General features: G+C 63.2%; 23 protein-coding genes and 1 tRNA gene. 13 read left to right on the top strand and 11 right to left on the bottom strand.

Annotated elements, in window-relative coordinates; translation table 11 throughout:
* Positions 1 to 57 precede the first annotated feature (57 nt).
* The 3 genes from mksF to mksB are packed head-to-tail and all read right to left on the bottom strand — an operon-like array spanning position 58 to position 4,872.
* Positions 58 to 2,889: an Mks condensin complex protein MksF gene (mksF, locus tag P0Y58_26305; protein WEK30361.1), complete on the bottom strand. Its 2,832-nt coding sequence runs from the start codon at positions 2,887 to 2,889 to the stop codon at positions 58 to 60.
* The gene (gene mksE / locus P0Y58_26300; protein ID WEK30360.1) at positions 2,886 to 3,593 is read right to left on the bottom strand and encodes an Mks condensin complex protein MksE; all 708 of its coding nucleotides are present in this window, start codon (positions 3,591 to 3,593) and stop codon (positions 2,886 to 2,888) included. The genes mksF and mksE overlap by 4 nt, the downstream gene beginning before the upstream one ends.
* The gene (mksB, locus tag P0Y58_26295; GenBank protein ID WEK30359.1) at positions 3,583 to 4,872 is read right to left on the bottom strand and encodes an Mks condensin complex protein MksB; all 1,290 of its coding nucleotides are present in this window, start codon (positions 4,870 to 4,872) and stop codon (positions 3,583 to 3,585) included. The genes mksE and mksB overlap by 11 nt, the downstream gene beginning before the upstream one ends.
* Positions 4,873 to 5,173: 301 nt before the next feature.
* On the opposite strand from mksB, the gene P0Y58_26290 reads away from it, so the two are divergent.
* The gene (locus P0Y58_26290) at positions 5,174 to 5,959 is read left to right on the top strand and encodes an energy transducer TonB (GenBank protein WEK30358.1); all 786 of its coding nucleotides are present in this window, start codon (positions 5,174 to 5,176) and stop codon (positions 5,957 to 5,959) included.
* Complete coding sequence (gene rimI / locus P0Y58_26285; GenBank protein ID WEK30357.1) at positions 5,956 to 6,411, top strand: ribosomal protein S18-alanine N-acetyltransferase; 456 nt, start codon at positions 5,956 to 5,958, stop codon at positions 6,409 to 6,411. Before P0Y58_26290 ends, rimI begins: the two co-directional genes overlap by 4 nt.
* A gap of 35 nt (positions 6,412 to 6,446) precedes the next feature.
* On the opposite strand, the gene P0Y58_26280 is transcribed toward rimI, so the two are convergent.
* Positions 6,447 to 7,136, bottom strand: a complete 690-nt coding sequence (locus P0Y58_26280; protein WEK30356.1) for an NYN domain-containing protein — start codon at positions 7,134 to 7,136, stop codon at positions 6,447 to 6,449.
* A 281-nt stretch (positions 7,137 to 7,417) separates the two neighbouring features.
* Here P0Y58_26280 and P0Y58_26275 point away from each other — a divergent pair, with 281 nt between their 5' ends.
* A complete protein-coding gene (locus P0Y58_26275) occupies positions 7,418 to 8,002 on the top strand; it encodes a D-Ala-D-Ala carboxypeptidase family metallohydrolase (GenBank protein ID WEK30355.1) in 585 nt (194 codons plus the stop codon).
* Here P0Y58_26275 and P0Y58_26270 read toward each other — a convergent pair.
* Positions 7,942 to 8,859 carry a LysR substrate-binding domain-containing protein gene (locus P0Y58_26270; protein ID WEK30354.1) on the bottom strand — a complete coding sequence of 306 codons (918 nt, stop codon included), beginning with the start codon at positions 8,857 to 8,859 and terminating at the stop codon, positions 7,942 to 7,944. The two genes, P0Y58_26275 and P0Y58_26270, sit on opposite strands and share 61 nt — an antisense overlap.
* A 246-nt stretch (positions 8,860 to 9,105) precedes the next feature.
* On the opposite strand from P0Y58_26270, the gene P0Y58_26265 reads away from it, so the two are divergent.
* The 4 genes from P0Y58_26265 (at position 9,106) to P0Y58_26250 (ending at position 13,841) form a co-directional block, all read left to right on the top strand.
* The gene (locus P0Y58_26265; GenBank protein WEK30353.1) at positions 9,106 to 9,720 is read left to right on the top strand and encodes a LysE family transporter; all 615 of its coding nucleotides are present in this window, start codon (positions 9,106 to 9,108) and stop codon (positions 9,718 to 9,720) included.
* A gap of 67 nt (positions 9,721 to 9,787) precedes the next feature.
* Positions 9,788 to 10,309: a sigma-70 family RNA polymerase sigma factor gene (locus P0Y58_26260; protein WEK30352.1), complete on the top strand. Its 522-nt coding sequence runs from the start codon at positions 9,788 to 9,790 to the stop codon at positions 10,307 to 10,309.
* Complete coding sequence (locus P0Y58_26255; protein WEK30351.1) at positions 10,279 to 11,256, top strand: FecR domain-containing protein; 978 nt, start codon at positions 10,279 to 10,281, stop codon at positions 11,254 to 11,256. The genes P0Y58_26260 and P0Y58_26255 overlap by 31 nt, the downstream gene beginning before the upstream one ends.
* A gap of 77 nt (positions 11,257 to 11,333) precedes the next feature.
* Positions 11,334 to 13,841 carry a TonB-dependent siderophore receptor gene (locus tag P0Y58_26250; protein WEK30350.1) on the top strand — a complete coding sequence of 836 codons (2,508 nt, stop codon included), beginning with the start codon at positions 11,334 to 11,336 and terminating at the stop codon, positions 13,839 to 13,841.
* Between the two features lie 104 nt (positions 13,842 to 13,945).
* Here the strand turns inward: P0Y58_26250 and P0Y58_26245 are convergent.
* Positions 13,946 to 14,022 (bottom strand) — tRNA-Met (locus tag P0Y58_26245).
* 95 nt (positions 14,023 to 14,117) lie between these two features.
* The gene (locus P0Y58_26240; protein WEK33400.1) at positions 14,118 to 15,041 is read right to left on the bottom strand and encodes a FecR domain-containing protein; all 924 of its coding nucleotides are present in this window, start codon (positions 15,039 to 15,041) and stop codon (positions 14,118 to 14,120) included.
* Between the two features lie 191 nt (positions 15,042 to 15,232).
* On the opposite strand from P0Y58_26240, the gene P0Y58_26235 reads away from it, so the two are divergent.
* From P0Y58_26235 to P0Y58_26225, 3 genes are all read left to right on the top strand, one after another.
* Positions 15,233 to 16,447 carry an MFS transporter gene (locus tag P0Y58_26235; protein ID WEK30349.1) on the top strand — a complete coding sequence of 405 codons (1,215 nt, stop codon included), beginning with the start codon at positions 15,233 to 15,235 and terminating at the stop codon, positions 16,445 to 16,447.
* Positions 16,448 to 16,547: 100 nt separating this feature from the next.
* A complete protein-coding gene (locus P0Y58_26230; protein ID WEK30348.1) occupies positions 16,548 to 16,685 on the top strand; it encodes a hypothetical protein in 138 nt (45 codons plus the stop codon).
* A gap of 83 nt (positions 16,686 to 16,768) precedes the next feature.
* Entirely contained in the window at positions 16,769 to 17,926 is a 1,158-nt protein-coding gene (locus tag P0Y58_26225; protein WEK30347.1) for an MFS transporter, read from the top strand.
* An 8-nt stretch (positions 17,927 to 17,934) separates the two neighbouring features.
* Here P0Y58_26225 and P0Y58_26220 read toward each other — a convergent pair whose 3' ends face one another.
* Together P0Y58_26220 and P0Y58_26215 are read right to left on the bottom strand one after the other, a co-directional pair.
* Positions 17,935 to 18,891, bottom strand: coding sequence for a FecR domain-containing protein (locus P0Y58_26220; protein ID WEK30346.1), 957 nt, complete (start codon positions 18,889 to 18,891; stop codon positions 17,935 to 17,937).
* Positions 18,878 to 19,393 (bottom strand): sigma-70 family RNA polymerase sigma factor, encoded by a 516-nt coding sequence (locus P0Y58_26215; protein WEK30345.1) that lies wholly within the window; start codon positions 19,391 to 19,393, stop codon positions 18,878 to 18,880. The genes P0Y58_26220 and P0Y58_26215 overlap by 14 nt, the downstream gene beginning before the upstream one ends.
* A 171-nt stretch (positions 19,394 to 19,564) precedes the next feature.
* Here P0Y58_26215 and P0Y58_26210 point away from each other — a divergent pair, with 171 nt between their 5' ends.
* The 3 genes from P0Y58_26210 (at position 19,565) to P0Y58_26200 (ending at position 23,914) form a co-directional block, all read left to right on the top strand.
* The gene (locus P0Y58_26210) at positions 19,565 to 20,191 is read left to right on the top strand and encodes a DNA-3-methyladenine glycosylase (protein ID WEK30344.1); all 627 of its coding nucleotides are present in this window, start codon (positions 19,565 to 19,567) and stop codon (positions 20,189 to 20,191) included.
* Positions 20,192 to 20,393: 202 nt separating this feature from the next.
* A complete protein-coding gene (gene ada, locus P0Y58_26205; GenBank protein WEK30343.1) occupies positions 20,394 to 21,446 on the top strand; it encodes a bifunctional DNA-binding transcriptional regulator/O6-methylguanine-DNA methyltransferase Ada in 1,053 nt (350 codons plus the stop codon).
* Positions 21,447 to 21,502: 56 nt separating this feature from the next.
* The gene (locus tag P0Y58_26200) at positions 21,503 to 23,914 is read left to right on the top strand and encodes a DUF3772 domain-containing protein (GenBank protein ID WEK30342.1); all 2,412 of its coding nucleotides are present in this window, start codon (positions 21,503 to 21,505) and stop codon (positions 23,912 to 23,914) included.
* Positions 23,915 to 23,942: 28 nt separating this feature from the next.
* Here the strand turns inward: P0Y58_26200 and P0Y58_26195 are convergent, their stop codons facing one another.
* Both P0Y58_26195 and P0Y58_26190 read right to left on the bottom strand, forming a co-directional pair.
* On the bottom strand, positions 23,943 to 25,160 hold the full coding sequence (locus P0Y58_26195; protein ID WEK30341.1) for a DUF3422 domain-containing protein: 1,218 nt from the start codon (positions 25,158 to 25,160) through the stop codon (positions 23,943 to 23,945).
* Between the two features lie 217 nt (positions 25,161 to 25,377).
* Positions 25,378 to 26,808, bottom strand: coding sequence for an aldehyde dehydrogenase family protein (locus P0Y58_26190; GenBank protein WEK30340.1), 1,431 nt, complete (start codon positions 26,806 to 26,808; stop codon positions 25,378 to 25,380).
* Positions 26,809 to 26,821 lie beyond the last annotated feature (13 nt).

Genomic DNA, 26,821 nt, shown 5'->3' with positions numbered 1-26,821 from the left:
CTGTGGGAGCGGGCTTGTCCCGCGAATGGGCCGCAAAGCGGCCCCAGTACACCGATATCAGGCTAACTCTTCAGCCTGATCCTCACGCACAACCGCCTTCACCTCATCCAGCCGGCTAATGAACTTCCAGTCCGCCTCGTCGATGTAGATGCCATTCGGCCCGCTGCCACCTTCCAGGTCGATCGCCACGTGCGCCGATACCTGTGGCTTCACACTCGCCAGAATCGGCACAAAGCCCAGCTGCAAGCTGGTTTCCAGCAACGCGGCCTGGTTGCGTTCGTCGATGTCCGCTGCTTCGTCCAGGTAATACGGCAGGCGGATGCGCCCGGCCAGGTCGCGGTCCATCAGGTGCAGCAACAAGTACATGTTGGTCAGCGCCTTGATGGTCATGGTGGTGCCGTTGGATGCCGCGCCGTCGATGTCGGCGTGGATGATCGGCTGGCCGTTTACCTTGGTGATCTCGAACGCGAGCTCGAACAGGTCTTTCAGGCCCAGCTGGTTGTGGTTGGCCGCCACCAGCCTTGCCAGGTACTCCTTGGCCTCTTCGTTCTTGTTGTCCTGCTCGGCGCTCTGGGTCAGGTCGAACACCGAAAGGGTTTCGCCTTCTTCGTACTGGCCGGCGCTGTGGATGATCTGGTCGATGTGTTTGAGCGCTTCCTTGTTCGGCGCCAGTACCACGCGGAAGCTCTCCAGGTTGGAGACCTGGCGCTTGTTGATCTCGCGGTTGAACAGGGCCAGCTGGTGTTCGAGGCTGTCGTAGTCGCTGCGGATGTTGCGCAGGGTCCGGGCGATGTCGGTGACTGCGGCGCGGCGTGCCTTGGCCAGGGTCAGGGCTTCTTCGGTACGGTGCGCATAGGCGTTCACCAGCAGTTGCAGGCGGCGCTCCATGTCGTCTTCGCTGTCGAACTTGGCCACGCCTTTCAGGCGCACCTGGGCGTACAGCGCCTCGATCTGGTTGTCTACCCGCTGCAGGCCCTGCCAGCTGTCCTGGTAGTCGTTGAGCAGGGGCAACAGGTTGTCCATCGAGTCGTCGATGGCTTCCATGAAGGGCGTGCCGTAGGGCAGGTCGGCCGGCAGCAGCTGGCGACGGCGCAGGGCGTCTTCCAGGGTGCGCTGTTTGGACTCGAGGTCGCCGATCTGGCGGCCGACCAGCTGCAGCTTGGCCGACAGCTGCTGGACGCGTTCGGTGAAAGCATCACTGGAGCGCTTGAGTTCGTCCTGGGCGGCTTCCAGTTGTGACAGCTGCTCCAGCTTCTCGGGCTCTTCGGCGGCCAGGGTTTCGCTGCGGCGGAAGTCTTCCAGCGCTTTTTGCGCGTCCAGCACTTGCTGGTATAGGGTTTCGGTCTGCGCCTTGGAGGCAGAGCGGTCGGCGGTCACAGCCTGCTGGGTCTTGAGCTGTTTCAGCTCTTTGTCCAGGCGCTCTTTCTGGTCGCGCAGGGCGGCGCGGTCTGCCAGGGCTTGTAGTGCAGGCGGGTCGATGTGGGTGAGGTCGATAGACAGGCCAGGGGCTTCGAAGCGCTCGCCCTTGAAGCCGTCGAGCACCGCTTCCAGCGATTTTACCCACAGGGCGCTGTCGTCCAGCTCGATGCCACGCTCGCCCAGCGGCAGGCTGAACAGTGCGCCGTTGAACAGGCGCATCAGGCGGTCGACGTCCTGTTGCGAGAACTCTTCGCGCAGGCGGGCATAGCTGTTGTTGTCAGCGTGGTCCAGTTGCTGCTTGACCTGCTTCAGGCGTTTTTCCAGGTCGCGTACGCGTTCGTCCAGGTCTTCGGCGCTGAACTGCCGTGACTGGGCCAGGGCGCCGGCCAGTTCGTCGTGGGCATCCTTGGCCGCCAGCAGTTGCTGCTCCAGTACCTTGACGTCATCAACCAGGGCAAAGCGGTGCTTGAGCACCGACAGCTCGCCCAGCCAGCGCTGGCTACCGGTGATTTCCCGCTCCAGGCGCATCAGCTCCTGGGTGCCACCGCGCTGGTCGTTCTGCAGGCGGTCTTGCTCGCCACGGTAGTGCTCGGACTGGATGACCAGCTCTTCCTTGCGCGCCATGGCGTATTCCTGCCAGGTGCCCAGCAGGGTATCGAGCACCGGCGAAATGCGGTGCAGCTTGCCGCGCAGGATGTCGCGCTGGGCTACGCCACCGGCCAGGGCTTCGACCAGCGGGCCGGCCGCGACCAGGGCGTTGTAGTCCTGCTCCATGCGGCGCACGTCGCGGAAGGCTTCCTCGCACGCGGCAATGTAGTCGACGCTGCCCGAACGCAGGCTGTGTTCGAAGGCGTCAAGAAACAGTTGCTTGAGCTTGGCCGCGGTGATTTCGCGCATGTGCAGCAGGTTGATGAACAGCGCGCGGAAGGTTTTCAGGCTTTGCTCGCTGGTGGAGCGCAGCGGGATCATGGTCAGGTCCAGCGGCACCGAGGTGTGGCCGCCAACCAGCAGGCGGCGCAGTTCGTCCGGCTTCAGCTCGTAGGCCTTGATGCCCAGCCGCTCCAGGTTGGTGAACAGCTCTTTCTGGCGCAGGCAGGTGTCGTTCTTCTGGTAGTGGGCCAGGTCCAGTTCGCCTTTGTAGGCGAAGAACTGGTGGCCGAAACCGCCACCCGGGCCGCGGCCGACCACGCCGATCACGTGCGGGCCGTGGGGCAGGCTCAGTTCGCAGAGAATGTACGAGGTGTCGCTGGCGAAGTAGAAGCGGCGCGACTGCTCAAGGCTGTACTTGCCGAAACTCATGTCCGACATGCGCGCCAGGATCGGGAACTGCAGGGCGTTGATCGACGCCGATTTACCCAGGTTGTTGGCACCGTATACCGACAGCGGGTGTTCCAGCGGGAACAGGCCAAGGCTGTAGCCGGCGGTGTTGAGCAATGCGAAGCGGCGGATGCCGTAGCGTTCCTGGCTCATGCGTCAATCTCCTGTTGCTCTTCGCGGATGGCCCGGGCCAGGGCGTCCTCTTCGCTTCCCTCGCCCTCGAAGGGCGTGAGGTCGAGCGGGTCGTCGGTGCGGTTGAGGTCTTCGGGGCTTTCTTCCTCGACCAGCACCGGGGTCGGCAGCGGCAGGACGCTGTGCAGGGTGGCGGCCAGGTCGCGGTCCTGCTGGACCGACAGGCACACATCGAGGAAACGGTGCATTGGCGGCAGGAAGCGGTAGATGCCGCCTTCTTCATGGGCGAAGCCGAGCTGGGTCATGCGGCGCAGGATTTTTTCTTCCAGCTCTTCCACGGTCTGCACTTCGGCCTGCAGGAACAGGTCGCGGTACTTGTCCAGCAGCGAGGGCAGTTCGTCGCGGCCGATGCTGCCGCCGTCAAGCACGGCCATCGGGTCACGGCCCTGGTCGGCCAGGTGCTCGACCAGAATGAAGGTGAACAGCGACAGGCGCTGCGCGGTCTTGTTGACTTGCGCTGCGGTCATGTCCGGCACGAAGTAATAGAAGCCGCGGGTGTCGCACACCAGCTCGAAGCCCAGGGCCTTGAACAGGGTGCGATACTGGTCCTGGAAGTTCGACAGCTGGGCGTACAGCTCGGGGTCGCGGCGGCTGACGTGGAAGCCTTTGAACAGCTCGCGGAAGATCGGTGCGAGCTGGGACAGTTCGGAGAGATCAAGATGCATTGGCTGGGCTCGCGTTGGATTCGGTAGGCGTGCTGGCGGCGGTTTCGCGGCTGGAAGTCAGGCCGAACGAGCGCAGGCTGACCAGGTGTTCCTGGGTGGTGTATTCGCGGCGGTCGAGGCGTTCGCGCTTGAAGCGCTTTTCCCGCGACAGGCGCGAGAACCAGTACAGCAGCTCGTCGGTAGCGCCATCGGGTTCCTGCTCCAGCAGCCAGACCATCAGGTCGGGCAGCGGCAACGCCTGTTCGCAGCGCTCAATCATTTCTTTGACTGTACGCGGTGCGCGCGGTGCTTCACCCCCTTGCGGCTTGTGCGCCTTGGGGAAGCGGGCGGGCTTGGGTTCGAATCGCGCCAGGGCGTACACATAGGCCTCGACCTGGCTGGCACTGCCGAGGAAGGTGCTTTGCGGGCGGGTGAACATCGGCATGGCCGCCTGCGGCACAGCGTCGATGCCCTTGCGCCGGATCACCGACAGGGCCAGCGCGGCGCCACGGGTCACGGCATTGTGCCGGCGGGCTTCTTCACGCAGCGGCAGCAGCAGTTCACGGGCGTGGCGCAGGGTCAGCTGGGCGCTGGTCTGCATTTCCAGAATGCGTGCGTGGGTGCGCAGCAGCATGTCGTCATCGACCAGGTGGCCAAGCCGTGCCTGTTCGCCCAGCAGCTTCAGCAGCACGGTCTCGACCTTGCGCACGCCTTGTTCGAAGGCGCCGTCGGCGTTCACCAGCTGGATCATCGGCTCGACGTATTCGTCCCAGGTGGCCAGTACTTCGGCGTAACGTTGGCGCAGCGGGATCTGGCGGTTGCTGGTCTTGGCCCGTTCGGCCACGGCTACCAGTGCCTGTTCGTCGTTATCGAGCTTTTTCAGCACATCGCGCACGCGCATGTCGAGCAAGCGCAGCTGGCGCGCCAGATCGTCGCTGTCGCGGTTGTCGAAGGCGTCCTGGATATGGCCGGCAAGGCGTTCCAGGTGGCGCAGGTAGGCTTCGATCTCCAGGCACAGGCCCAGCCGGTGTTCGCGGCGCAGGTACGCAAGGAAGTCGTGGATCTGCGCGTTGAGTTCGAAACGGTTCGGGCTCTTGGCCACCGGGACCAGGATGTCCAGGCGGATCCACACGTCGAGTAGCTGGGTGATGTCCTGCGGGGTGCTTTCGAGCTGCTGGCGGACCACATGCTGGCGCAACTCGACCAGGCTCAGGGTGCCCTGGTCGAAACGCTCGCACAGCGGCTCGATCAGGGCCCAGTGTTCAGCTAGGGCGCGCAGGACGCGCTTGGGTTCGATCATTGGCTTCGACTCGTTGCCAAGAAAAAGGGGGCGATTGTACTGCATCCGGGGGGGAGGTTTTCACCCCTTGGTCTGTAATGGCGGATAACCTTTGCTTCTGTATGGGATTCACTGGCCTCTTCGCGGGCACGCCCGCTCCCACAGGTACCGCACACACCTCAGGCTTTGTGCAGTACGTGTGGGAGCGGGCGTGCCCGCGAAGAGGCCGGAACTGGCAACAAAAAACGCCGACCAGTTGCGGCACTCGAATGCCAACAGCGTTAGAATGCGCAATTGCCTCCACCCCTCGGAACCCCGCACCTTGCTCACCGAACCCCGTCGCCGCGCCTTCCTTTCCGCCATGCAAGTGGTGCACTGGCTGCCGCGCGCCGAACTGCCGTTCGCCGCACCGTCGCGGCCCGAGTTGCTGTTACCGGTGGCACCGGTCGATGACATCGATTTCGAGGTCAAGCCGGCGCAGGCTACAAACGACGCGCCTGTTACGCCCCAGGCCCGCTCCGTTGAAAGGCCGAAAATCGAAATCCCGCGCCCGGGCAGTGCGCCCAAGCCAGCCGCCAAAACCGTCGAGGCCGAGGCGCAACCCGCACCACCACGCCCGGCCCCCGTGCCGCCGCCACGTTTCGCGCTGCAGTTGCTGCGTGCCGGCAGCTGCCTGCTGCTCGTGGAGCTTGCCACCGGCCAGCCGTTCCAGAGCCGCGACCCGTCCTACCTGCTGCTCAAGGACATGCTGCGCGCCGCCGGCCTGCCTGACGCCCCGCAGATCATCGGTGAGCCGGTGCGCTGGCCGTTGCTGGTGCGCGGCAACATGGACCAGGGCCCGGAAGCCGCGCGCGATTTCGTCCGGGGCTTTGTCCAGGCGCGCCTGGAAGATGCTCCGTGCACCTGCCTGTGGCTGATCGGCTTGCCGGCACTGCGCTTCGCCGCCAATTCCGATGCCGACGCCTGGTACCAAACCCTGAAGCTGGACGGCCTGGGCGACGCCTGGGCGCTGCCGGGCCTAGAACTGTTGATGGACGAGCCGCAGCGCAAGGCGGACGTCTGGAAAGCCATGCGCCAGCTGATGGCGCGCTGGAAGAGCGTTGAATGAGTGAATCGATCAGTTTCCGCCCGATGAACGAGGCGGATCTGGAAGCCGTACTGAAGATCGAATACGCCGCGTTCAGCCACCCCTGGACCCGCGGTATCTTTCAGGATGCGCTGAAGTCGTACGAAGTCTGGCTGATGTTCGATGGCCAGCAGCAAGTTGGCCATGGGGTGATCAACGTGATCATCGACGAGGCTCACCTGCTCAACATCACCGTCAAACCGGAAAACCAGGGCTGTGGGCTAGGCTTGCGCCTGCTTGAGCACCTGATGGCCCGCGCCTACCAGCTCAATGGCCGCGAGTGCTTCCTGGAAGTGCGCGCCAGCAACCAGTCGGCCTATCGTTTGTACGAGCGCTACGGTTTCAACGAAATCGGCCGCCGGCGCGACTATTATCCAGTTGCCGGGGGCCGTGAAGACGCACTGGTGATGGCCTGTACCTTGCTCGAAGACTGAACTTGCTGGTGCTGATTCATGAGGGGGCTTGCCCGTCACCAGTACGCTGGCTTCAAGGCCGGTCTTTTCCGGGTGGGGACCCGGTCGGGAAACTGATTGGCAGCAAGTTCGCTTTCGGTTACCACTTGACGCATCCAATGAGCGTTGTTTCTCAGCGATCCTGGCGGCGTTCTCTGCATGCCCTCGCGATGTGGAAGGATCACGCCTAGCCGCAGGTCTGGGAAGTCTTCCCGAATAGCTTTCAATGCGGGTGTCAGGTCGGTATCAGCAGAAACCAGGATCAGTTGCTGGATCCGCTCATCCGCCGGAAGCCGAACTTGTCGAGCGGCGAGCCGATACATGCTGATGGCGATGTGTACATCCGTTTCTTTTTCTTCCAGCTTCCAGATACCCACCTGGTCGAGCCTGGAGGGTGGTGTTTGCTTGTTCACGAAGCGAGGTGCATTGCGAGGTTCAAGTTGATGCCTACCGTAATGCACATCTACACCTTGCGCAATCAAGGCGCGCAGATAGGCGTCTTGGGCCTCTTTTGAGAGGTTTCCGCGGCTGGCAAGAGATGGCTTTACGCCCGAGGTGAAAAAACTGATGGCTTTCAGCTCGCAGTCGGGTTGCTCGACGCGGAGTATATGCTTCAGTAAGGCAGGTAGATCGAGCCACTTGTATCTCGTGCCTGCCACCAGGCCATAAAACACGTTGTAGCCGTCTACAAAGCAGGCTGTACGCAAGCGCTTCTTTCCCTGGAAACGAAAAGACCGGCGCTAGGCCGGTCTTTTCACCCCAACAGCCGACAAATCTAATCATCGCGTACGAGGCTGAGTAGTGATTGGGATTATGCCACCGTGGCTGAGTCAGTCAACGAGTAGCACGATCCGGCGAGCAGTTACTGAGCAATGATGGCTGATAATGGCCGTTCATAGGTGATCAATACTGCGTATTTGTATTTCTCGGCGTTGCCTGTGAAATGGCATGAAACATCAGTGTCGACCACGTTGGTAGGGGAGCTGATATGAGCAATGCAAGGAAGTGGGTGGTGATACTGAGTTTGATGCTGGGTAGTGTGGCCCACGCCGACCAACGCGACCTGTGGATGTTCGCCCAGTGGGCCGGTGACCATCAAACCCGTCCTTTCCGTGAAATGCTGGTGGACGCCCGTGTTTACGGGGTAGTGCCTATCCACCAACTGCTGCGTTCGGCCTCGGACTGGAAGCTGTGTCATGCCTCGCCCTTCGCCGTGCCGCCTGCCAGCAACTGGCCGGCTGTGCGCTCGACCCTTTCGCTGATCAAGCTGCTCGACGACCAAGGCATCCTGCGCCAGTTCGAGGTGGTTTCGGCTTACCGTGAGCCGCGCCTGAACACCTGCGCAGGCGGTGCTGCCAACAGTGCCCATACCCGCGCCTTCGCCGTCGATATCCTGCTGCCGGCCTGGGCCGACCCCAACCCGCTGTGCCGTTTCTGGCAGCAGCATGGCCAGGCGTGGAACATGGGCCTGGGGCGCTACCCGTCCGGGCGCATCCACCTGGATACCGCTGGCTATCGCACCTGGGGGGGCGATGGCAGCGCGGGGTCATCGTTCTGTAGCAAACCCAAGTGAGCCAGGCAGCGCTGGCATTCGCCCATTACCCACTCGGTGAAGCGCTGGCGCTTGCCGTTGTCGTTCAGGGGCTGTGGGCTAAGCAGGTGGTAGGCCGAGCCATCGCGCACAAAACCGAACGGCGCCTGCAATTGCCCGCTGTCGAGTTCGTCGCGCACCATCAGGGCTGAGGCCATGGCCAGGCCCAGGCCGGCGCTGGCAGCCTGGATCGACAGGTAGAAGTGTTCGTAGTCGCTGCGTTCGTTGTGCTGCGCCTGCTGGCCGCTGAGGCGCAGCCAGGTGGGCCAGGCGCCAGGGCGGGTGGTGCTGTGCAGCAGGCGCTGGCCGCTCAGTTGTGGGGAGGCGGTAGGGTGGCATACCGGGCCGATCCACTCGTCACAGATTTTCCGGTTGTAAAGCTGGTTGCCCCAGTGGAAGTCGTCGCGGCGGATTGCCAGGTCGACACCGCTGCGGGCGAAGTCCAGTGGCCCGCCGGCAGCCACCAGGTGTAACTGCAGGTCGGGGTGATCGGCATGAAAGCGGGGCAGGCGCGGGATTAGCCAGCGCATGGCGATGGTCGGCTCGCAGGACAGCACCAGCACATTGTCGCGGGCTTGCTGTTGCAAGCGCTGCACGGCGCCTTCGAGCTGTTCGAAAATCGCCTGGGTGGTGCCTTGCAGGGCACGGCCGGCAGGGGTGAGGAAGATGGCCCGGTTACGGCGCTCGAACAGTTCCACGCCAAGGCTTTCTTCAAGCAGGCGGATTTGACGACTGACCGCGCCATGGGTGACGTGCAAGTGCTCGGCGGCGCGCACAAAGCTCTCGGTCTGGGCGGCGATGTCGAAGTAGCGGAAGGCGTTGAGTGGCGGCAGTTTCATGACATCCTTTTTAACCTGTGCCGGCCTCTTCGCGGGCACGCCCGCTCCCACAGACAGTGCGCTTTTCTCAGGTTTGGTGAGGTCCCTGTGGGAGCGGGCGTGCCCGCGAAGAGGCCAGCAGAGGCGCTATACCTCTGTGAGAAAAACTATCAGATATGCCTCACTATAAATCGATTTTTCCCTATCCATAAGCGCTCGATAATCCCCAGGTCTGTGCATTTCCATCGCCTATCGAGAGCCATCAGCATGACCGAACTCATCGCCGTCGCCCTGTTCACCTTGCTCGCCGTCATCAGCCCAGGTGCCGACTTCGCCATGGTTACCCGCAGCAGTTATGCACAGGGCCGCAAGGCCGGGCTGGCCGCCGCGTTGGGTATCGCGTTGGGGGTGCAGGTGCACGTGCTGTACACGGTGCTGGGGATTGCCGTAATCATCAGCAAGAGCCCGGCGCTGTTCCTCTCAATGAAAGTGTTGGGTGCGGGTTACCTGATCTACCTGGGCTACAAGTCATTGACCAACACCCGGCGCATTAGCCTTGAAGGGATTGGCCCGTCCACTGCCGGCCTGCTGCAAGCCCTGCGTACCGGTTTTCTGACCAATGCCCTCAACCCCAAGACCATGCTGTTTGTCATCAGCGCGTTCACCCAGGTGGTGCAGCCGGGTAGCCCGCTGGGGCTGGACTTCGCCTACGGCGCGTTCATGTCCCTTGCCCATTGGGCGTGGTTCAGCCTGGTGGCGGTGTTTTTCTCCAGCACTGCGTTGCGCAAGGCGATGATCGACCGGCAAGCGCTGGTGGACCGAGCCATTGGGCTGGCGCTGATCGGCCTTGGTCTGGCAGTGGCGGTGACCGGAATACGTTGAAGGGGCGATTGCATGTTGGGGTGGTGGCCATTTAGAATAGAATCATTCCCATTTGCGAAGCCTCGCGATGAAACCTACCCCAACCGCCGCCGCCGACAGTCTGGATGCCTTGTACAAGGGCTATCACAGTTGGTTGCTGGTGTGGTTGCGTCAGCGCCTGAACTGCCCTCAGCATGCGGCCGACATGGCCCAGGATACCTTTGTCCGTTTGCTCACTGCCGGCAGTTATGTTGCCCCCCGTGAGCCACGGGCTCTGCTGGCAACTGTGGCGCGGCGCCTGCTGATCGACCGTGGCCGTCGGCACAAGCTGGAGCAGGCCTATCGGGAGGCGTTGGCACTGCATGCAGAGCAAATGGAGCAAGCGCCTTCACCCGAGCAGATTCACGCTGCAATACAAGCGCTGGAACAGATCGACCGGGCCCTGTCGCGCATGCAACCGCGAGTACGCCAGGCGTTTGTGCTACGCCATCTTGAAGGCCTGAGCCATAGCGAAATCGCCGAGCGCCTGCAGGTGTCCACCAAGAGTGTGCAAGGTTACCTGGTGCAGGCGCTTCTGGCATGCCACGCGGCAGCAGAGGCCTGCCTGTGAGCCCGGAAATTCTTCACGAAGCTGCCGAATGGCTGGTGCGCCTGGACGATCAGCCCAGCGGCCGCGACCGTGAGGCCTTCCGCGTCTGGTTGGCTCTGGACAGCGAACACCTCGAAGCCTTCCAGCGCATGCAGGAAACCCTTGCCCCCTTGCAGGTGCTAAAGCAGGCGCCAGCGCGCAGTGCACTGCTGGCGTTCAAGCAGCAGCGGCGTTCGGCCCAGGGCCTGAAAGCGCTCGCTTTGGCCGCAGTGCTGGCCTTGCCGCTAGGGCTGTTCGTGCAGCAGGGGCCGGGTTACTTGTTGGCCGACATCCGTACCGGCAGCGGTGAATGGGCTACGCGGCAGCTGCCGGATGGCAGCCTGCTCAGGCTGGAAGGCGGCTCTGCCGTGAATCTGGACTTCGATGGCCGCACGCGCACGGTGCATCTGCTGCGCGGGGAAATCCTGGTGGATGTGGCCAAAGATGCCACGCGCCCATTCAAGGTGGTGACCGAGCATGGCAGCGTGCGGGCGCTGGGTACGCGTTTTGTGGTGGAGCAGCTGGGCGACGGCTCGCGCCTGGCGATGATCGAGTCCAGTACCGAGGTCGATAGCCATGGCCAGCGCCGGGTGGTAACGGCAGGTCACCAACTGCATTTCGATGCCAGCGGGCCGGGCGAAGAGCAAGCCATCGACGGCAGGGGGGTGGAGCAGGCTTGGGCGCAGCGCCAGTTGGTAGTGCGTGAGCGCCCGCTGATCGAAGTGCTTGAGCAATTGAGCCGCAACCATCCGGGCTATCTGCTGTTCGATCGCAAAGCCTTGGCAAACATCCGCGTGACCGCGGTATTGCCAGCCGACGACAGCGAGCGCGCATTGCGCCTGCTGGCGCGCAGCCTTGCGCTGGAAATCGACCACTACACGCCCTGGATCACGCGGGTGCGCTCCCTGTCGGCGCCCGAAACCAGATAAAAAATATTCCCACCTGCTTCCAGTTCTCGATTTCCGTGCGTCCTTGTCGTAAGCCAACATAACGGAGTATCGGGAACATGCTTTCGAACTTGCGCGCGCGCATCCCTTTCACGCCTCGCAATGCGCTGGCATTGGGTATTCACCTGGGGCTGGGCAGCCTGCCACTGCTGCTGGCTCCGGTTGCGGTCGCCCAGCAGCAGGTGCAACGCTATGACATCCCGGCGGGCACGTTGGGTGATGTACTCAGCAGCTTTGCCCGTCAGGCCGGCGTGGCGATTTCGTTCGATGCCAGCCAGGTAGATGGGCGGCGAAGCGCGGGGGTGCAGGGTAGCTACGGCGTGCAGGAAGGGTTTGCCGTGCTGCTAGGCGGGCAGGCGCTGCAAGCGCAGGGGAGTGCCGATGGTTTTGTACTGGTCAACGTGCCAGCCAATGAGCAGGCGCTGGAGTTAGGGGCGACCACCATCAACAGCCAGATGCCGGGCAGCATTACCGAAGGCAGCGGCTCCTACACCACCGGTATCAGCAACGCCGCCACCAAGCTCAACCTGAGCCTGCGCGAGACGCCGCAGTCAGTCAGCGTAATGACCCGCCAGCGGATGGAGGATCAGAACTTGCGTAGCATCGGACAGGTGCTCGAACAAACGCCCGGGATCAATGTGCAGAGCCCGGGCAGTGATCGCCTGTACGTGTTCTCCCGGGGGCTGGCGATCGACAACTACCAGTACGACGGCATGCCCACCACCACGTTCGCGTTCAGCCAGGCGCTGCCCCAGGCGCTTTCGGACATGGCCATCTACGACCGGGTCGAAGTGGTGCGGGGCGCTACCGGTTTGTTGACGGGGGCGGGCGACCCGTCCGGCACGGTAAACCTTGTGCGCAAGAAGCCCACGGAGCATTTCCAGGGCTACATCAGTGGCGGGCTCGGTTCATGGGACCTGTACCGCACCGAAGTGGATGTTTCCGGCCCACTGACCGACAACGGTGCGGTGCGCGGTCGTGCGGTGGCGGCGTACCAGCAGGGCAACAGCTTCACCGACCACCTGCAGCAGCAAAAAACCATCGTGTATGGCGTCAGCGAGATGGACTTGTCCCCGGATACCCTGTTCACCCTGGGCGTGGAGTATCTGGACAGCGACCCGCGTGGTTTTTCCACCACAGGCCTTCCGGCGGTGGCCACCGATGGCTCGGGGCGCGGTTTCCAATACCGTATGCCGCGCTCATACAACGGTGCCAGCCGCGATAGCAGCAACCATCAAGAGTCGGTCAATACATTCGCCTCGCTTGAGCATCGCCTGGGCGAGGGCTGGGCACTCAAGCTCTCTGCCAATTACCTGTATGGCACTCGCGACTACGATTCGGTGATTGTTGGCACCACCACTGGCGTGGTCAACCCGGCTACAGGTGAGGGTTTGCGTTATACCGCCACCAAGGGTGACAACACCCAGAAGCAGCGCGGTATCGATGTGATGCTCAGTGGCCCGTTCCAGTTGCTGGGGCGTGAGCACGAGCTGCTGATGGGCTTCAATTACCAGAGCTATGAGAACCGTCGTAACGGCTTTGGCAACCTGCTGGCCAATGGCAGCAGCAACAATGGTGTCAGCGGCGTGCCGGTGAACATCTGGGCCTGGGACAACCACGGCCCGACGCCGTCCTATAACTTCAACCGTGAAGACGATGACATCGATCAGCGCCAGACCGGGGCTTACCTGGCGACGCGTCTCAAACCGACGGATGACCTGTCGGTGATCCTGGGTGCGCGGGTCAGCAATTACCAGTACGACGCCCTGTTCCATTATCACGTTGCCAGCCTGCAGCCTTACGACACCGACGACTCAGTCAAGGTCACCGGTGAAGTGACACCTTATGCTGGCGTGGTCTACGACCTGAACGACGTGCACTCGGTCTATGCCAGCTACACCAGCATCTTCAAGCCGCAGCCCTATCGAAATCAGGCAGGCAAGCTGCTTGAGCCGCGCGAAGGGGACAACTACGAGATCGGCCTGAAGAGCGAATACTTCGGCGGCCGCCTGAATACCGCTGTCGCGGTGTACGAGGTCAAGCTGGACAACGATGCCGTGGCCGATGGCACCGTGGCGGGCAGTGATGGGCTGATCACGGCCTATCGCGCGGAAAAGACCACCACCCGTGGTATCGACATGGAGGTGAGCGGAGAACTGGCGACGGGCTGGAACCTGGCAGCCAGTTATACCCACTCCAGGGTCAAGGACAACGACGGCGAGCGGGTCAAGACCACTATCCCTATGGACATGTTCAAGCTCTGGACTACGTATCAGCTGACGGGTGAACTGGAGCGGCTGACCGTAGGCGGTGGTGTGAACTGGCAGAGCGGCATGCATTTTACCGCGACTCCCTGGCAGGTCAGTAACCCGGTGAAGATCAAGCAGGGGGACTATGCCACTGCTGGCCTGATGGCCCGCTACCAGTTCACTCGGCAGTGGTCGGCGACCGTGACCGTGAACAACCTGTTCGATGAAAAGTACTTCAGCTCGTTCGACGACAACTTCAACAGTGCCTCTTATGGCGAGCCGCGTAACTTCATGCTGAGTTCCAAGCTGGAATTCTGAAGTCCTGGGTTTCACTCGGTCCTTGTGGGGGCTGAGTGAAACGTCTGAGGTTTTTCGCAGGCAAAGAAAAAGGGCTTACCTTGCGGTAAGCCCTTCGTCTTGTTTGGTGGCTACACAGGGACTTGAACCCCGGACCCCAGCATTATGAATGCTATGCTCTAACCAACTGAGCTATGTAGCCAATGGCGCGCATTATTCTCTTGAACGGACCCTCTGTCAACACTCATTTCAAAAAAAATTTGCACGCTTTCAAAAACTTAGCCGCCGGGCGTGGTTTCAGCGCACCACAAGCCAGTGCCCGAGTACGCCCTGAAGCTGCAGATGCTGGGCCGCCGCCAGGGATTGCAGGCTTTCGCCAGGCTGGTCGAGGTTGAAATCACCGCTGACGCGCCGATGAGCCATTTGTTCGTCCATCATCCACACCCGCTGCCCCTGGTAGCCGGCAAGGCGCTGCAGCACCTGCCCCAATGGCATGTCGGTGGCTTTCAGGCGGCCGTTGCGCCAGCTGTCGGCGGTTTTCAGGTCAGCCTTCTGTACCGGGTCGATGCGTGTGTCATCGAAGGTGACCCGCTCACCGGCCGAGACCATACGCTGCTCGCCACCTTGGGTGACCATGGCCTTGCCACTGAGTACCACGAGTTCATCATGATCGGCATGGCGAGCTACCTGCAGGCGGGTGCCGAAGACCTGGATACGTGCGCTGCCGACGTCCACTTCCATGGCCCGCCCGTCGAGCACGACTTCCAGGTACACCTGGCCCTGCACCAGGTGCAACTGGCGAGTGCGGCCGCGCAGGTCGACGTTCATTGCGCTGGCGCTGTCCAGGTTCAGGGTCGTGCCATCCGCCAAGCGTGTGCTGCGGCGTTCCCCCACGTCGGTGTGCAACTCGCTGGCCAGGCGCTGCATCAGCGGCCAGTACAGGAAGGCTGCGGCGGCCAACCCGAACAGAAACACCAGCGCCAACCATTTGCCCAGGTGGCTGCGGCGCACCGTTACATGCCGCGGGCGGGGGCGGGCGGGCGGTGGTTGCAGCTGTTGCCAGAACGTCTCCAGCTCGGCGTAGGCGTGGGCGTTCTCTGTTACCTGGCACCAGGCTGCAAATGCCTGGCGCTGGGATTCATCGCAACCGGGCTGGCGCATCAGCGAAAACCACTCCAGCGCTTCTTGCTGTGGGTCGGGCTGCAGCTGCTTGGCGGGCATCGGGCTCATGGGGTCAGTCTGCTCACGATAGGGGCCGTTTCGCCCAACGATGACAGGGATATAGGCAGAGGATGCTAATTATATTGAGAACCATTTTCAAGTACGTTGCGACAGAGGGATAAAAAAGGTAGCTATGTATCTATTTGTTTCTTGATAATCGGATCCCAAACTGCGGACGGAGATTCAGGCACATGGCCACCAGTAGCGCCTCCACGGCGTCCACCAGCGCAGCGGCGAGCCAAGCGACGCCGCTGGTAATGCGTATCATCGGTTTCTGCGCCCTGGCGCACCTGATCAACGACCTGATCCAGTCGGTGCTACCGGCGATCTACCCGATGCTCAAGGCCAATTACGACCTGAGCTTTGCCCAGATCGGCCTGATTACCCTGACGTTCCAGATCACTGCTTCGCTGCTGCAACCCTGGGTCGGCTTTTTTACTGACCGCCGACCAACGCCAAACCTGTTGCCGATGGGCACCTTGTGCACGTTGGTGGGCATCGTGATGCTGGCCTTCGTCGGCAGCTTCCCGATGATTCTGCTGGCCTCGGCGCTGGTAGGGATTGGCTCGTCGACGTTCCACCCGGAAACCTCGCGTATTGCGCGCCTGGCTTCTGGCGGGCGCTTCGGCCTGGCCCAGTCGACCTTCCAGGTTGGCGGCAACACCGGCTCCGCATTGGGCCCGCTGCTGGCCGCAGCCATCGTCATTCCGTTCGGCCAGACCCACGTGGCCTGGTTCGGCCTGGCCGCACTGTTCTTCCTCGGTGTAACCCTGATGCTGCGCGGCTGGTACAAGGAACACCTGACTCAGGCCAAGGCGCGCAAGGCGGTGCAGGCCACCCATGGCATTTCCCGCAATCGGGTGATTGCGGCGCTGATCGTGCTGGGCCTGCTGGTGTTCTCCAAGTACTTCTACATGGCCAGCTTCACCAGCTACTTCACCTTCTACCTGATCGAGAAGTTCGATGTGTCGGTGGCCAGTTCGCAGTTGCACCTGTTCCTGTTCCTGGGCGCGGTGGCGGCGGGCACGTTCTTTGGCGGCCCGATCGGTGACCGCATCGGGCGTAAAGCCGTGATCTGGTTCTCGATCCTGGGTGTCACGCCATTCACCTTGGCGCTGCCGTATGCCGACCTGTTCTGGACCAGCGTGCTGAGCGTGGTGATCGGTTTTATCCTGGCTTCGGCGTTTTCCGCCATCGTGGTGTATGCCCAAGAGCTGGTGCCGGGTAGCGTGGGCATGATCGCCGGGATCTTCTTCGGGCTGATGTTCGGCTTTGGCGGCATTGGTGCGGCGCTGCTGGGGTATGTGGCCGACCTGCGCGGTATCGAGTATGTGTATGGGCTGTGCTCGTTCCTGCCGCTGTTCGGGTTGTTGGCGGTGTTCTTGCCGAGTACCGGTAAGCGCTGATAAAGCCGGGGCTGCCTTGCAGCCCCGACAATTGACGACCTGATCACCGTTGGCCTAGAGTGCCGCCTCTTTTTCAACCACCCACAAAGTAGCCAACGCAATGCGCCGTACCCAGTCCCTGCCCAATGCCCGCCAGCCTGCCCTCCAGGCCATGCGTCGTGCCTGGCCGAGCGACACGGTGCTCAAGCGTCGCCGCAGCGTGCTGTTCGCCTTCACCTTTTCACCACACCTCGCCTGAACTGATCTGCGCTTTTGCGTCGCTCGCCGCCCCGGCGTGCGCGCCTGTGTCTGCACGTCTTTTCGGTTTGCAAGGAGTGGTACATGAACATGCGTTTGCTGGCGGGCTTGTTGTTCGCCGTTTCGGTCGTGGGCTTCAGCCTGGGGGCCAGCCTGCCGCTGGTGTCGTTGCGGCTGCATGAAGCCGGGGCCAGTACCCTGGAAATCGGCATTATCTCGGCCATCCCCGCTGCGGGCATGATGCTTTCGGCATTTCTGGTCGATGCCTGCTGCCGCCACCTCACCCGGCGCACCATCTATCTGCTGAGTTTTAGCCTTTGCACGGTCAGCATCGCACTGCTCGAATCGGCTTTCGGCTCGTTGTGGTTGCTGGCGCTGCTGCGCCTGGGGCTGGGGCTGGGTATGGGCATCGCCATCATCCTCGGCGAGTCGTGGGTCAACGAGCTGTGCCCTGAGCATAACCGCGGCAAGATCATGGCCCTCTATGCCACCAGCTTTACCGGCTTCCAGGTGCTGGGCCCGGCCATGCTCGCGGTGCTGGGCGCGAACAGCCCGTGGATCACCGGTGTGGTCACTGCGTGCTATGGCCTGGCGTTGCTGTGCATCGTGCTGACTGTACCCAATGACCATGTCGAGCATGAAGAGGGCGACAAGAGCTTTGGCCTGGCCGGGTTCTTCCGCGTGGCACCGGCGTTGTGCGTGGCGGTGCTGTTCTTCTCGTTCTTCGATGCGGTGGTGCTGTCGCTGTTGCCGGTGTACGCCACCAGCCATGGCTTTGCCGTGGGTGTGGCGGCGTTGATGGTGACCATGGTGTTTGCCGGCGACATGCTGTTCCAGCTGCCGCTGGGCTGGTTGGCCGACCGGGTCGAGCGTACCGGGCTGCACCTGGTCTGCGGGCTGGTGGCGATGTCGATTGGCATCGGCCTGCCGTGGCTGCTGAACATGACCTGGCTGCTGTGGCCGCTGCTGGTGGTACTGGGAGCGGTTGCCGGGGGCATCTATACCCTGGCGCTGGTGCTGATCGGGCAACGTTTCAAAGGCCAGGACCTGGTCACTGCCAATGCCAGCGTGGGTTTGCTGTGGGGGGTGGGTAGCCTGATCGGGCCGCTGGTCAGTGGCGCGGCGATGGATGTGGCCCCGCATGGCTTGCCCATGGCGCTGGCGCTGATGGCTGGCTTGTTCGTATGTTTTGCCCGGCAGTCGTACCGACGCGCGGGCCGGCTGCGCTCCGTGGCGCAGTGATGTACTTTTCAGGCTGCGTCGATGCTCACCCAATAGCGCGTTCTGTAGTCGACACGCACCGGCAAGCTGCGGGTGAGCAACTGCAGAATCTGACCGGTGTCGGCCAACTGGTAGGTGCCTGACACCTTCAGGTTCGCCACCTCAGGCGCGCAACGCAACAGGCCCGGGCGGTAGCGGGCGAGCTCTGCGGCAAACTCGGCCAGTGGCATCTGCTGCACGCTGAGCACGCCGTCGGTCCAGCCCCAGGGGTCGCTGTGCAGCGTTACCGCCTGGATACTGCCGTTGGCACCCACCTGCAAGGTTTCGCCCGGCTGCACTTGCCGGGGTGAGGCTGAAGTGGGGAACAGGGTAACTTCACCACGGCGCACCGCCAGCAGCAGGCCCTGGTCGTTTTCGCGCAGCAGCAGTTGGCCGTTGAGGGTAGCCAGGGATCCGACGCGGGTGTCGATGTGGAACGGGCGGGTATCATTGGGGTTACTGTCCAGGCTGACTTCGCCACGTACCAGTTCCAGCTGGCGTTGCTCGGCGCTGTAATGCAGGTCGATGGCGCTGGCAGTGTTGAGCTGGACATGGCTGCCATCGCTGACTTGCCACTGGCGCCGCTCACCCGTGGCGGTGCTGCTGTCGGCCAGCAGTTCTGGCAGGCCCAACGGTTCGCGCGCGGCCCAGCCGAGGCTGCCGCCTACGGCCAACACCGCCAGTAGCTTGAGGTGGTCACGGCGGCTGCTGCGCTGTCGCTGGCTGCCGTCCAGGGTACGCCGGCTCAGGTCTTTGGGCAGCCCGGCCAGTTCGTCGCCAAGGTGGCTGACCCGTTGCCAGGCCAGCGGGTTATGCGGGTGACTGGCCAGCCAGTGCTGGAATTGCTGCTCGGTACGCGGGCTGGGGCGGTCGAAGCGCAGCTTCACCAGCCAGTCGATGGCCTGGTCGACCTGCGCCTGCGCTGGCGCGCTGTCATGCATCGGCATAGCGTAACCGGTAGCAGGCGCCCAAGGCTTTGGCCAAATCGCGCTCGATGGTGGCCCGGGACACTTCCAGCTGTTGGGCAATCTGCACGATGCTCAAACCGTCCAGTTGCGCCAGCAGAAATGCCTGGCGAACACGCGGCTTCAGCTGGTGCAGGGCACGGTCGAGGCGGTCCAGGGCATCGAGAATGACCAGCCGGTGCTCTTCGCTGGGGACCTCGGCTTCGGGCAGGTGGGCCAGGCTTTGCTGGTAGGCGTTTTCCAGTGCGCGACGGCGAAACTGGTCGATCATCAAGCCCCGGGCGATGCTGCTGAGGTAGGCGCGGGGCTCTTTCAGCGGCGACACCTGACGGGCCCGCAACAGCCGCACGAAGGTATCCTGGGCCAGGTCGGCGGCATGCTCGCTGCAACCTACCCGGTTGCGCAACCAACCGCGAAGCCAGCTATGGTGGGCCTGGTAGAGCAGAGCGACCTCGGTCGGCTTGAGCGTGTCGGTGATCTGCATCGTAGCGAAGGCTCGGTCCTGTGAACTGTGCGATTGTGAATAGTTCTCAATTCTATGCGGGGAGAGCGGCGCAGGGCAATGGTATGCCAGGAATTCGCTGCGCAAGAACCGGCGTTTAGCCGATGAACGGTTGGGCTAAGCTCGACCTGCATTTAATCTGTTGGAGGCGCCATGATTCTGGCCGACCTTTCGCCCCAAGCCTACTGCGAGGCCACTGAGTACCTGGCAGCACTCGACCCGGACTGGTCGCGGCACATCGCTGCAACCGGGCCTTGCCTGCACCAGGCCACGCCGGGGCGTGAGCCCTACGAGGCGTTGGTACGTGCCATTGCCTACCAGCAGCTGCATGCCCGTGCTGCTGAAGCGATCCTTGGCCGGTTACTGGCGTTGTTCCCGCAGGTTGCGTTCCCGACGCCTCAGCAGCTGTTGGCCACCAGCCCGGAAACCCTGCGCGCCTGTGGGTTCTCGGCAAGCAAGATGACCACGGTGCAAGGCATTGCCCAAGCCCGGCTGGAGGGCCTGGTGCCGACGCGGGAAGAGGCATTGGCCATGGCTGACGAAGCACTGATCGAACGCTTGGTGGCCTTGCGCGGGGTAGGGCGATGGACGGTGGAGATGCTGCTGATCTATAGCCTGGAGCGTTCGGACATTCTGCCAGTCGACGATTTTGGCGTGCGCGAGGGGTATCGGCGGCTCAAGGGGCTGGAGAAGGCGCCGACCCCGGCGCAGATGCGCTCCCTGGGCGGCGGCTGGCGGCCGTTTCGAACCGTGGCGGCCTGGTACCTGTGGCGGGCCTGAGGCTTTTGCATCGCCTGTGCTGGCCTCTTCGCGGGCATGCCCGCTCCCACAGGTCCTCTGCAGGGCTCGAGCTTTGTGCGGTCCCTGTGGGAGCGGGTCCCACATGGCCTGCACGATGCTTGAACCCTGCAGAGGACTTGTGGGAGCGGGTTTACCCGCGAAGAGGCCGGTACAGGCGACAACTTAACTGGATGCTAAACCCATGACTCCGTACCTCACCCCCGACCAACGCTGGCAAGCTGTCGAGTCCCGCGACGCCACGGCCTCAGGCCACTTCGTCTACGCCGTACGCACCACTGGCGTCTACTGCCACCCCAGCTGCAAGTCACGCCTGGCCAAGCGCACAAACGTCGAGTTCTACGACACCCCCGCTGCTGCCGAAGCCGCGGGCTACCGTGCCTGTAAACGTTGTATCAGCAAGGCCAGCACCACCCGCCACAGCCAACTGGTCACCCGCGCCTGCCGCCTGATCGAAACCAGCGATCCTGCGCCCAGCCTCGACCAGCTCAGCGCGCAACTGGCCGTCAGCCCCTTCCACCTGCACCGGCTGTTCAAGGCCGAAACCGGGGTCACCCCCAAGGCTTACGCCACCGCCTTCCGTGCCCGGCGCCTGCGTGAACACCTGGAAGATGGCCAGCGCTCCGTCACCGACGCCATCTACGACGCTGGCTACAACTCCAACAGCCGCTTTTACGAAAGCGCCGACCAGCGCCTGGGCATGCGCCCCCGGCAGTACCGTGCAGGCGGCGCAGGTGCCACCATCCACTTCGCCCTCGGCCAGTGTTCGCTGGGCGCGATCCTGGTGGCCCAGAGCGAGAAGGGCATCTGCGCGATTTTGCTGGGCGACGACCCCGAGGGCCTGTTGCACGACCTGCAGGACCAGTTCCCCAAGGCCCGCCTGATCGGTGGTAACAGCGCGTACGAACAGTTGGTTGCCGAAGTGGTGGGCTTTGTCGAGGCCCCGGCGCTGGGCCTGGCGTTGCCGCTGGATGTTCAAGGTACGGCGTTTCAGGAGCGGGTGTGGCAGGCGCTGCGCGAGGTGCCGGCAGGCAGCCGGGTCAGCTACACCGACATTGCCGAGCGCATCGGTGCGCCCAAAGCCGTGCGCGCGGTGGCCATGGCCTGTGCAGCCAACCACATCGCCGTGGCCATTCCCTGCCATCGGGTGGTGCGCCGGGACGGCGACATCAGTGGTTACCGTTGGGGAGTCGAGCGCAAACAGCAACTGCTCAAGCGAGAGACGGCACTCTCCTGATTGCCAGAAGCCGCGTAGAATCCCCCGCCAAATCGAGTTGTAAAGAGGAAACATCGATGAGGCGTGTCAGCCTTGCCCGTTATTGCCCAGGCCTGATGGTTCTGCTGGCCCTGATGCTGGCCATTGCCAGCCCGGCCTGGTCGGCCCCGACCACGGCATTGTCCAACCTGGCAGCTGCCGAAGCGCCGGCGCTGGATGAAAACGCCAGCATTGAACAACTGAGTGACCGGCTGGACCTGATCCGCCAGGGCGTCACCAGCGAGGCCAACGACGACCTGCTGTCGCAGTTACGCCTGGCCGCGATGCAGGTTCAGCGCCAGGCGGATGCATTGAGTGCACAGCGCACCGCCGACGTAGGCAAGCTCGACGACAAGCTGAAGGTCATCGGCCCGGTCCAGCCGGAAGAAGCCGCCACCCTGACCCAGCAGCGCAAAGCCCTGGAGGCCGAGAAAAAGGCGCTGGTGGCCCAGCAGGACCAGGCCACCAAGCTGACCCAGTCGGCCCGAGACCTGTCCACGCAAATCGTCAACCTGCGCCGCAGCCAGTTCAACTCGCAAATCACCAGCCGCGCGGCTTCGCCACTGACCCCGGCGTTCTGGCAAAGCATCATCCGCCCCACCCAGGACGACGTGGCGCGCCTGCGTGACCTGCGCGGCGAAGCTACCGATGCCATCGGCAGTGCCTTCAGCGCCGAGAACCGCTGGCTGTTCATCACCAGCCTGGTGGCGGCGATTCTGGTCTGGACCTTGGTGCGGCGCGTGCTCGAGCGGTTGCTGGCCAGTGCCATGGTCGGCTGGTTGCCCGAGGGCCGCCTGCGCCGCAGCGCCTTGGCCTTGGGCGTCAGCCTGGCAACCCTGGGCACCATTGCCGGTTCTGTATCGCTGCTGCGCTGGGGGCTGGAGAGCAGTGCAGAGCTGGGCTCCGATATCGCCAGCCTCACCAACCACATTCTCACCCTGGTCGTATTCAGCGCCTTCATTACCGGCCTTGGCCGCGCGATGCTGATGCTGCAGCGCCCATCCTGGCGGCTGCCGGCGATCCATGACGAAGTCGCCAGCGCGTTGGGCTGGTTCCCCAAAGTGCTGGCATTGGCGCTGATGGGCATGATGACCATGGAGCGCATCAACAGCGTGATCGGCGCCAGCCTGGCGCTGACCGTGGCAGTCAATGGCCTGACTGCGTTGGTGGTGGCGTTGATCTTCGCCGGTGCGCTGCTGCGTTACCGCCGTACCCTGCGTAAGCATGAGCTGGAACGCCCCACCGGCCTTGCCGGGTTGATTCCGTTCGTGATGGTCATATGGCTGGCGCTGATCTTACTGGCGCTGCTGACCGGCTACCTGACACTGGCCTACTTCCTTACGGCCAAGCTGCTGTGGGTCAGCCTGGTGGTCACCTGTGCCTACCTGTTGACCACCTTCTTCGGCGACCTGTGCGAAACCCTGCTGTCGCCACGCCAGCCCGGCGGCCTGGCGCTGGCCTCGACCCTGGGCCTGGCGCCACGCCACCAGGCTCAGGCCAGTACCATCCTGGCCGGTATCGGCCGCACCGTGGTGCTGTTCCTGGCACTGTTGCTGGCGCTGATGCCGTCGGGCACCAGCCCTAGCGAACTGCTGCTGAGCCTGGGCGATTGGGATGGGACCGGTGGCAAGCTGCTTGGCAACCTGAACATCGTGCCGCAGGACATCCTGCTGGCGCTGGGGATTTTCTTCGGTGGCTTGTTCGCCATTCGCGTGGTCAAGCGCTGGCTGAGCGATCGTTTGCTGCCGGAAACCGACATGGACGCCGGCATGCGGGCCTCGCTGGTGACGCTGGTGGGTTACCTGGGCTTCCTGTTCCTGGCCATGCTGGTGATGTCGACCCTGCGCATCAACCTTACCAGCCTGACCTGGGTGGTCAGTGCCCTGTCGGTAGGTATCGGTTTTGGCTTGCAGCAGATCGTGCAGAACTTCATCTCTGGCCTGATTCTGCTTACCGAGCGCCCGGTGAAGGTGGGCGACTGGGTCAGTCTGGCGGGCGTGGAGGGTGATATCCGTCGCATCAATGTGCGCGCCACCGAGATCCAGATGTCTGACCGCTCGACGGTGATCGTGCCCAATTCGCAGTTCATTTCGCAGAACGTGCGTAACGTGACCATGGGCAATGCGCTGGGTGTGGTCGGCATTACCCTGACCCTGCCGCTGGAGACCGATGCCAACCGGGTACGCGAGCTGTTGTTGGCGGCGTACCACGAGCATGAGGCGATTCTGGATGCGCCAGCGACTTCGGTATCGTTCAAGGACCTGACTGCCAGTGGCATGGTGATTGGCGTCAGTGGTTACGTGGCGGGGCCGCGGCAGGTATCGGGCACCCGCAGCGACCTGCTGTTTACCATTCTTGGGCGCCTGCGTGATGAGGGTATTCCCCTGTCCTCGCCGCAGAGCATGGTGCTGGTGCAAGAGGGCACGCGGCCGGCTGACGAGGCGGTGTAAAGCCTGGGGGGCGCAACGCGCCCCCCATTCAATGCTGCTTGGCCTGCTTGATCCGCAGCAGAATCACCAACAACACCAGCAGCACTGGCGGCGCCATGGCCATCAGTCCATCCCGCGCCGTCAGCCCCAACCCCAGCACATTCAGCCCGCCATACAGCAGCTTGAACAAATTCAGCAGGTAGTAGGTGATGGCAATGATCGATAGCCCCTCTACTGCCCGCTGGATCTTCACCTGGGCATCGGCCCGGGCATTGAGGCTGCGCAGGATTTCGGCGTTCTGTTCTTCCATCTCCACCTGAACCCGCGCCTGCAACAGGTCGCCCAGGTTCGCCACGTTCTTCGCCAATTGCTCAAGCCGCTGCTCGGTAGCCGCGCAATAGCGCACAGTCGGCTTGAACCGACGTTCGATGAACACCCCCAGGCGCTGGCAGTCGCCCACATGGCTCTCCCGCAGCTCGCCCAGGCGTTCGAACACCAGTTGCGCATAGGCTTGTGTGGCGCCGAAGCGGTGGCGGGTTTTTACCGTGTGGCTGACCACTTGGCGTGACAAGTGGGCAATGGCCTCCAGCAGCCTTTTGGAGTCATGGCCGTCGACCCCGGCACTGCGCTCCGAGAGGCTGACCAGCGTCTTGTCGAAGGCATCCAGTTCCTGGCTCAAGGCCTTGGCCGTGGTCAGGGTCAGCGAGGCCATCATGCGGTACGTCTCGATCTCCAGCAGGCGGCGGATCATGCGGCCCTGGCGATAGGCATTGAGCCGGCGGTTGATAAACAGGAAACGGCTGGTGCCATCTTCGGTCAGGCGGAAGTCGCTCCACACCACTGCATCGCCACCGCCAACGCAGGAGCCACACGGGTCCTTGAAGCCGTAATGCGCCAGGTTCAGGTCCTGTTCGTCACGTACCAGCACCTGCACGGCATTGATTACCTGCGCCGCTTGCGGGGCAATCGCCTCGGCCAGCACAGGCGGCAGGGTTTGCCATCCAGTGTCGCTGGCAGCGCAGGGCACCACCAGTGTCAGGGTAAAGAACTCGGTGTGCCGTTCCCACTTGAACGGGTGGCCGTCCAGGCGGGTGATGCCTTGGGCCGCTGCACTGTCCAGAGCATCCGGGCAGCAGCGTTGCAGCAGTGCAGCGCACGCGGCATCACCGCCGAGCAGGGCCAGGTGGAAGACATGCGCCGGGCCGTCGAAGTACAGCGACGGGCGGGCGTGCAGTTCGTTGTGCAAGGCGGTGCGTTGAGGATGCATGGGCGGTCCGGCCTGGTGTTGTGATTATGGGGGTACCAGGGAGTGGGACTTTGCGGGGGAAGGAGAAAGTCACGCGGGGCGGAGTTTTGTTCTACCTGTACCGGCCTCTTCGCGGGCACGCCCGCTCCCACAGGTACGTCGCTGTCCTTGAAGATTGCGCCTTACCTGTGGGAGCGGGCGTGCCCGCGAATGGGCCGCGACGCGGCCCCTTGCGATATCAGCCGAGGCACCGGGTAACATGCTTGACCGATTGGTAGGCCGACAACCCCCAAGGCCCCAGCTCGCGGCCGATCCCGCTGCCTTTGGTACCGCCCCACGAGGTTTCGACGAACACCGCCTGTATCGAGTTGATCCACACATGGCCAACCTCCAGTGCGTCGGCGACGCGCTCGGCGCGCTCCAGGTCGGCAGAGCACACGGTTGCAACCAGCCCGAAGCGGCTGTCGTTGGCCTCGGCAATCGCCTGTTCTTCACTGGCAAACCGGCGTGCGCACAGCACTGGGCCAAAGATTTCCTCGGTCCACAGGCGGCTGTGTTTCGGCACATCGGTATACAGCGTCGGGCTGACGAACCAGCCGTCACGGTCGAGCGCCTTGCCACCGGCCAGGCACTGCAAACCTTCTTCACGTGCGGTGGCAAAGTAGCTGGCCACCTTCAGCCACTGCGCCTGGCTGGTCAGCGGGCCCATGTCGACCTCTTCGGTCAACGGGTTGCCCACCCGCAGGTTTTCCAGCGCCGCCTGCAAGCGTGGCAGCAGCGCATCGGCAATACCGTCCTGTACCAGCAGCCGCGAAGTGGCCGAGCACATCTGCCCGGCGTTCCAGCTGATGCCGGCGACAATCCACTCTACTGCCTGATCGACATCGCAATCGTCAAACACCACAATCGCCGACTTGCCACCCAGCTCCAGCGTCACCGGCCGGCACTGTGCCGACGCGCTGCGCATTACCTGGCTGCCGACGCTGTTGCTGCCGGTGAACGACAGTTTGTCCAGGCCGTTGTGACTGCTCAGCGCGGCACCGGTCTCGGCCTTGCCGTTGACGATGTTCAGCACGCCTGCTGGCAGGCCCAGGATGTCGGCGATCTGGCCGTAGGCCTGCTCGATCAGCGGGGTGACCTCTGACGGCTTGAGTACCACAGTGCAGCCGGCCGCCAAGGCTGGGGCGAGTTTCCAGGCGCTGGTCACCAGCGGGAAGTTCCACGGTACGATCAGGCCGACCACACCTACCGGCTCCAGGCGGGTACGTGCGGTAAAACCTGGGGCGGCCAGCGGCACATCGCGATTCTTCGTAGGCAACTGGTCTGCCAGCTCGGCGTAGTAGCCGAAGGTGGCGATGGCGTCGTCCAGGTCGATCTCGGCTTCGTGACGTGGCTTGCCGTTATTGCGCATCTGCAAGGTGATCAGCGCTTCACGGCGTTGCCCGAGCTGTTCGGCAAAACCACGCAGGAAGGCGGCACGCTCGCTGGCGCTGGTGCTTTTCCAGGCGGGCAGGGCGCTGCGCGCTGCGGCTACGGCCTGGTCGACCTGGGCCACGCTGGCAGCCATCAGTTCGGCAAACGGTTGCCCGATAGCAGGGTCGCTGACGCTGATGCAGTCGCTGCCTTGGCCTTCGACCCAGCGGCCGGCGATGTAGTGGGAATTGGTCATGGTCGGTTTCCAG

Origin of the sequence: Candidatus Pseudomonas phytovorans, assembly GCA_029202525.1 — a bacterium.
In the GTDB taxonomy this organism is placed as follows: Bacteria; Pseudomonadota; Gammaproteobacteria; order Pseudomonadales; family Pseudomonadaceae; genus Aquipseudomonas; species Aquipseudomonas phytovorans.
Note: the sequence above shows the minus strand (reverse complement) of the source record. Positions and strands in the feature narration are given on the sequence as shown.

Coding starts and splice junctions, on each gene's coding strand:
- mksF (WEK30361.1), bottom strand. CDS start 2,889: ATGAGCCAGGAACGCTACGGCATCCGCCGCTTCGCATTGCTCAACACC.
- mksE (WEK30360.1), bottom strand. CDS start 3,593: ATGCATCTTGATCTCTCCGAACTGTCCCAGCTCGCACCGATCTTCCGC.
- mksB (WEK30359.1), bottom strand. CDS start 4,872: ATGATCGAACCCAAGCGCGTCCTGCGCGCCCTAGCTGAACACTGGGCC.
- rimI (WEK30357.1), top strand. CDS start 5,956: ATGAGTGAATCGATCAGTTTCCGCCCGATGAACGAGGCGGATCTGGAA.
- P0Y58_26275 (WEK30355.1), top strand. CDS start 7,418: ATGAGCAATGCAAGGAAGTGGGTGGTGATACTGAGTTTGATGCTGGGT.
- P0Y58_26270 (WEK30354.1), bottom strand. CDS start 8,859: ATGAAACTGCCGCCACTCAACGCCTTCCGCTACTTCGACATCGCCGCC.
- P0Y58_26265 (WEK30353.1), top strand. CDS start 9,106: ATGACCGAACTCATCGCCGTCGCCCTGTTCACCTTGCTCGCCGTCATC.
- P0Y58_26260 (WEK30352.1), top strand. CDS start 9,788: ATGAAACCTACCCCAACCGCCGCCGCCGACAGTCTGGATGCCTTGTAC.
- P0Y58_26255 (WEK30351.1), top strand. CDS start 10,279: ATGCCACGCGGCAGCAGAGGCCTGCCTGTGAGCCCGGAAATTCTTCAC.
- P0Y58_26250 (WEK30350.1), top strand. CDS start 11,334: ATGCTTTCGAACTTGCGCGCGCGCATCCCTTTCACGCCTCGCAATGCG.
- P0Y58_26240 (WEK33400.1), bottom strand. CDS start 15,041: ATGCCCGCCAAGCAGCTGCAGCCCGACCCACAGCAAGAAGCGCTGGAG.
- P0Y58_26235 (WEK30349.1), top strand. CDS start 15,233: ATGGCCACCAGTAGCGCCTCCACGGCGTCCACCAGCGCAGCGGCGAGC.
- P0Y58_26230 (WEK30348.1), top strand. CDS start 16,548: ATGCGCCGTACCCAGTCCCTGCCCAATGCCCGCCAGCCTGCCCTCCAG.
- P0Y58_26225 (WEK30347.1), top strand. CDS start 16,769: ATGAACATGCGTTTGCTGGCGGGCTTGTTGTTCGCCGTTTCGGTCGTG.
- P0Y58_26220 (WEK30346.1), bottom strand. CDS start 18,891: ATGCCGATGCATGACAGCGCGCCAGCGCAGGCGCAGGTCGACCAGGCC.
- P0Y58_26215 (WEK30345.1), bottom strand. CDS start 19,393: ATGCAGATCACCGACACGCTCAAGCCGACCGAGGTCGCTCTGCTCTAC.
- P0Y58_26210 (WEK30344.1), top strand. CDS start 19,565: ATGATTCTGGCCGACCTTTCGCCCCAAGCCTACTGCGAGGCCACTGAG.
- ada (WEK30343.1), top strand. CDS start 20,394: ATGACTCCGTACCTCACCCCCGACCAACGCTGGCAAGCTGTCGAGTCC.
- P0Y58_26200 (WEK30342.1), top strand. CDS start 21,503: ATGAGGCGTGTCAGCCTTGCCCGTTATTGCCCAGGCCTGATGGTTCTG.
- P0Y58_26195 (WEK30341.1), bottom strand. CDS start 25,160: ATGCATCCTCAACGCACCGCCTTGCACAACGAACTGCACGCCCGCCCG.
- P0Y58_26190 (WEK30340.1), bottom strand. CDS start 26,808: ATGACCAATTCCCACTACATCGCCGGCCGCTGGGTCGAAGGCCAAGGC.